This window comes from Erwinia sp., assembly GCF_031978025.1.
Lineage (GTDB): Bacteria > Pseudomonadota > Gammaproteobacteria > Enterobacterales > Enterobacteriaceae > Erwinia.
Genome location: NZ_DALZCD010000224.1, coordinates 1 through 4,064, shown reverse-complemented (window position 1 = coordinate 4,064; position 4,064 = coordinate 1). Strand labels below are relative to the sequence as shown.

Sequence of the window (4,064 nt, the reverse complement as noted above, 5' to 3'; positions counted from 1 at the left end):
GCCGACCTTCTATACGCCACGTTTTGAATGGGCGGCGATGCTGACCATTCTGCCTGCGGCGCTGGTGGTGATCGCCGAGCACGTCGGGCATTTGGTCGTGACGGCGAACATCGTTAAAAAAGACCTGCTGAAAGATCCGGGCCTGCATCGTTCAATGTTCGCCAACGGCGTCTCAACGATTTTTTCCGGCCTGTTCGGCTCGACGCCTAACACGACCTACGGTGAAAATATTGGCGTTATGGCGATCACGCGCGTGTACAGCACCTGGGTGATTGGCGGCGCGGCTATTCTTGCTATTCTGCTTTCCTGTGTTGGCAAGCTGGCCGCCGCTATTCAGGCGGTGCCGGTGCCGGTGATGGGCGGCGTTTCGCTGCTGCTTTACGGCGTAATTGGCGCTTCCGGTATTCGCGTGCTGATCGAATCCAAAGTGGATTACAACAAGGCGCAGAATCTGATCCTGACCTCGGTGATCCTGATTATTGGCGTCAGCGGCGCCACGGTGCATATTGGTGCGGCAGAGCTGAAAGGCATGGCGCTGGCGACCCTCGTGGGAATCGGGTTGAGCCTGATCTTCAGGCTGATTACGTTGATTCGGCCTGAAGAGATCATTTTGGATCCACAGGATCGCGAGTAAAGATCTGACGGGTAGCGGTGCTGCCCGTTTCATAATCCGCAAAGATCTGTGATAAACTTCCGCCGGATTTTGACCCATTACTGAGGTGCTTCTGAACACTCCGGCACAGCTCTCACTGCCGCTCTATTTGCCCGATGATGAAACCTTCGCCAGCTTCTGGCCGGGGGACAACCCGTCGCTGATCGCCGCGCTGCAAAGTGCGCTGCAGCAGGAGCACGGCAGCTATCTCTACTTCTGGTCGCGTGAAGGCGGCGGGCGCAGCCATCTGCTCCACGCGGCCTGTGCGGAACTTTCCGCGCATGGCGAAGCCGTAGGTTATGTTCCGCTCGACAAGCGTACCTGGTTTGTGCCCGAAGTACTGGACGGAATGGAACAGCTGGCGCTGATCTGCATCGATAATATTGAGTGCATCGCCGGTGACGAACCCTGGGAAATGGCCATTTTCGATCTTTATAACCGTATTCTGGAAACCGGTCGTACCCGGCTGCTGATTACCGGCGATCGTCCACCACGGCAGCTGAACCTCAAGCTGCCGGATCTGGCTTCTCGTCTGGATTGGGGGCAGATTTACCGTCTGCAACCGCTGTCGGATGAGGACAAGCTCCAGGCGCTACAGCTGCGAGCGCGACTGCGCGGCTTTGAGCTGCCTGAAGACGTCGGCCGCTTTCTGCTAAAAAGGCTGGATCGGGAAATGCGCACGCTGTTTATGACGCTCGACAAGCTGGATCGCGCTTCCATCAGCGCCCAGCGCAAACTGACCATTCCCTTTGTGAAAGAAGCGCTGGAGCTTTAAAAAAGCGTCAGCACCTGTTCCGGCGGTCTGCCCAGCCGGGCCTTGCCGTTAGCCACCACGATCGGCCGTTCAATCAGTTCCGGATTAGCGGCCATTGCTGCCAGCAGATCCGCTTCACTAAGCGACACATCATCCAGGCTCAGCGCCCGATAACGCGCCTCTTTAGTGCGCATCAGCTGGCGCGCAGAGGTGAAACCCGCCTGCTGGAGCAGCTTTTCCAGCTGTGCGGCATCCGGTGGATTTTGCAGATAGAGCACCACCTCTGGTTCAATCCCTTTGCTTTGCAGCAGGGCCAGCGTCTCGCGGCTTTTAGAGCAGCGTGGGTTATGGTAAATCTCAACGGTGGACATAAAACACCTATCTTTTCTGATACTGACGGAAACGCTGCTGTAAATCACGCAGCTGATCGATACGGGCATCATAGCGAGCCTGCTTAAGACTGCCCAGCGGCACGGCAGCGCTGGCGCTGCTTAAGCTGCGGATGGCCTGATCCAGTTGGCCGTTTAGCGCCAGGCTTTCTGCGCGCGCGGCTTCTTCTTCGTCCGTCTGTCCCTGCGCGGACGCCGCCTGTGCCAGCAGATCCCAGCCGTTGGGATCGTCTTTGTAGGTCCAGGTGTAGTGATAAAGGATTTTGATGGCGCTGGCTGGCTGCTTTGCCTCGACGTAAGCATTGGCCAGGTTGAGCTGCACCACCGGGCTGGTTGTTTTGACTTTTTCCAGCAGGGCGACAGCGCGCTGCGGCTGCTTCAGGCCGATATCAATATCGGTCATCAGATCCAGATACCAGACGTTGTTCGACTGTGCGGCCAGCAGCGGCGCGATAATACGTCGGGCATTGTCATAACTTTTAGCCTGCAGGAACTGGACGGCCTTGCCATACTGCGCGGCGGTCTGCTCACGCGTGTTGCCTTTACTCAGGGTTTGCAGCAGGTCGTCATCAAGCTGATTTTTCCCGGTAGCGTACATACCCAGCACGCGCACTTTCGCCATATAAAAATCTTGTGAAGATTGCACCACGACCGGCTTCATCTGGTTGGCGCGGTTGCGCGCATCCGCCAGACGACTATCGGGCAGGGGGTGGGTTAGCAGCATTTCCGGCGGCTTAGAGGCAAAGCGGGACTGATCGGACAGCTTTTGCAGAAAGTTGGGCATGGCCTGGGGATCAAATCCGGCACGCTGCAACACCTGAATGCCGATGCGGTCAGCTTCCTGCTCGTTCTGTTGGGTAAAACTGATCACGCCCTGCTGCGCGCCCGCCAGCGTACCGCTTAACGCCGCCATACCGACCTGCGGGCTTGCCATCGCCAGCAGAATGGATCCGAGCGCACCGACCCAGGTCAGCGGCGCGTTACGCTGCTGTTCTTCCATCGCGCGCGCCAGGTGACGTTGCGTAACGTGGGAAATTTCGTGCGCCAGCACTGAAGCCAGCTGGCTTTCGTTTTCGGTATAGCGGAACAGGGCAGAATGCAGCACCACGTTGCCGCCGAAAAAGGCAAAAGCATTCAGCTCGTCATTGCTGACCAGAAAAAAGTGGAACGGCGTTTTGACAGACCAGGCGTGCGCCACCAGCCGCTGTCCCAGCTGATTAATATAGTCGTTGAGCAAGGGATCGTTGATCAGTGGCGCGCTGGCCCGCAGCTGGCGGACATAAAAATCCCCCATCGCCAGTTCCTGATTAACGGAAAGCGTATTGCCAGCCGTCGTGCCGATATCCGGCAAATTATCGCTGATGTCCGCTCGGGCAAGCTGCGTGGCTACCGTTGGCAGCAGGATCAACGAGGCCAGCACACACCTTTTCAGTCGGTTAGTCATGCAAAATCCTATTCTGATAACGTCCTCGTTTGCCCGGCAGGAAAATTGACGCGGTTCTGCAGGACGGCGATCTTAAGTTGCGATCTTAAGTTGCTATCTTAACCAGAGGCGATAAGGAAGGAAACGCTGAAGGGCAGGAATTATGCGGCCCTACACGGGCCGCCAGGAAAGTTAACGAAAAAAATTGAACGTGGAATACGCCAGTCTGTACGGGCGAAAAGCCGTACTTAAGAGTAAAATAAGGTAAATTTATTCAATGAAATTGATTGTGGCACGAAATTTGATTAGGTTTACTCTTAAAAATGGCTTTGTGCAGCCTATCTGGACGGCCGATTACACAAGCCTCAAGAAGCCTTTCAAACTTATTATCAAATTATTCTCGATCCGGGGTTTACCAGAGCTTTGAACCCCGCAAAAAAATCATCATTGATGATGCCTCAATAATACGGAGCGCTTCCGGGAAAATAATTTTATACGCTGGCCCTTTTTTTTGTATGGGAAAAACAGGCCGTCGATAAAAACAGCCGCTCAGGCAAAGGTGGCGAGGGGCGCTACGACTCTAAATACAGATGAGCGCTTATTTACAGAAGAAAATAATTTACTCACTCTGTATGTCGGTTGTGCAAAGAAAATGTCCATCCTTATTCTGTTTCCATTTCGTTACGCTTGCTGGAGAGCATTCTATGCGTCCTGTCGTGTCTTACGTTTTAATTGCTGTTGTCGCCGGTTTTATTGGCGCCAGCTTCTCCTCCGCACCGGCTATTGCCGATAAAATCAGCCAGCATTTTGCCAGTCAGGACAACGATCCTGAAGGCTTCTGGAGCA

4 protein-coding genes are annotated in these 4,064 nt (G+C 54.9%); 2 read left to right on the top strand and 2 right to left on the bottom strand.

The window, feature by feature from the left end:
* Positions 1-634 (top strand): solute carrier family 23 protein (locus RTK32_RS16320; protein ID WP_312045803.1); only part of this gene is annotated, 634 nt, incomplete at its 5' end.
* 85 nt (positions 635-719) lie between these two features.
* A complete protein-coding gene (hda, locus tag RTK32_RS16315) occupies positions 720-1,427 on the top strand; it encodes a DnaA inactivator Hda (protein ID WP_312045801.1) in 708 nt (235 codons plus the stop codon).
* Here hda and arsC read toward each other — a convergent pair.
* On the bottom strand, positions 1,424-1,777 hold the full coding sequence (gene arsC / locus RTK32_RS16310; RefSeq protein ID WP_312045799.1) for an arsenate reductase (glutaredoxin): 354 nt from the start codon (positions 1,775-1,777) through the stop codon (positions 1,424-1,426). The genes hda and arsC overlap by 4 nt on opposite strands.
* 7 nt (positions 1,778-1,784) lie before the next feature.
* On the bottom strand, positions 1,785-3,239 hold the full coding sequence (locus RTK32_RS16305) for a M48 family metallopeptidase (RefSeq protein WP_312045797.1): 1,455 nt from the start codon (positions 3,237-3,239) through the stop codon (positions 1,785-1,787).
* Between the last annotated feature and the right edge of the window lie 825 nt (positions 3,240-4,064).

Bases quoted from the DNA above. Each gene is read 5' to 3' on its own strand.
- arsC (WP_312045799.1), bottom strand. From the start codon at position 1,777: ATGTCCACCGTTGAGATTTACCATAACCCACGCTGCTCTAAAAGCCGC.
- RTK32_RS16305 (WP_312045797.1), bottom strand. From the start codon at position 3,239: ATGACTAACCGACTGAAAAGGTGTGTGCTGGCCTCGTTGATCCTGCTG.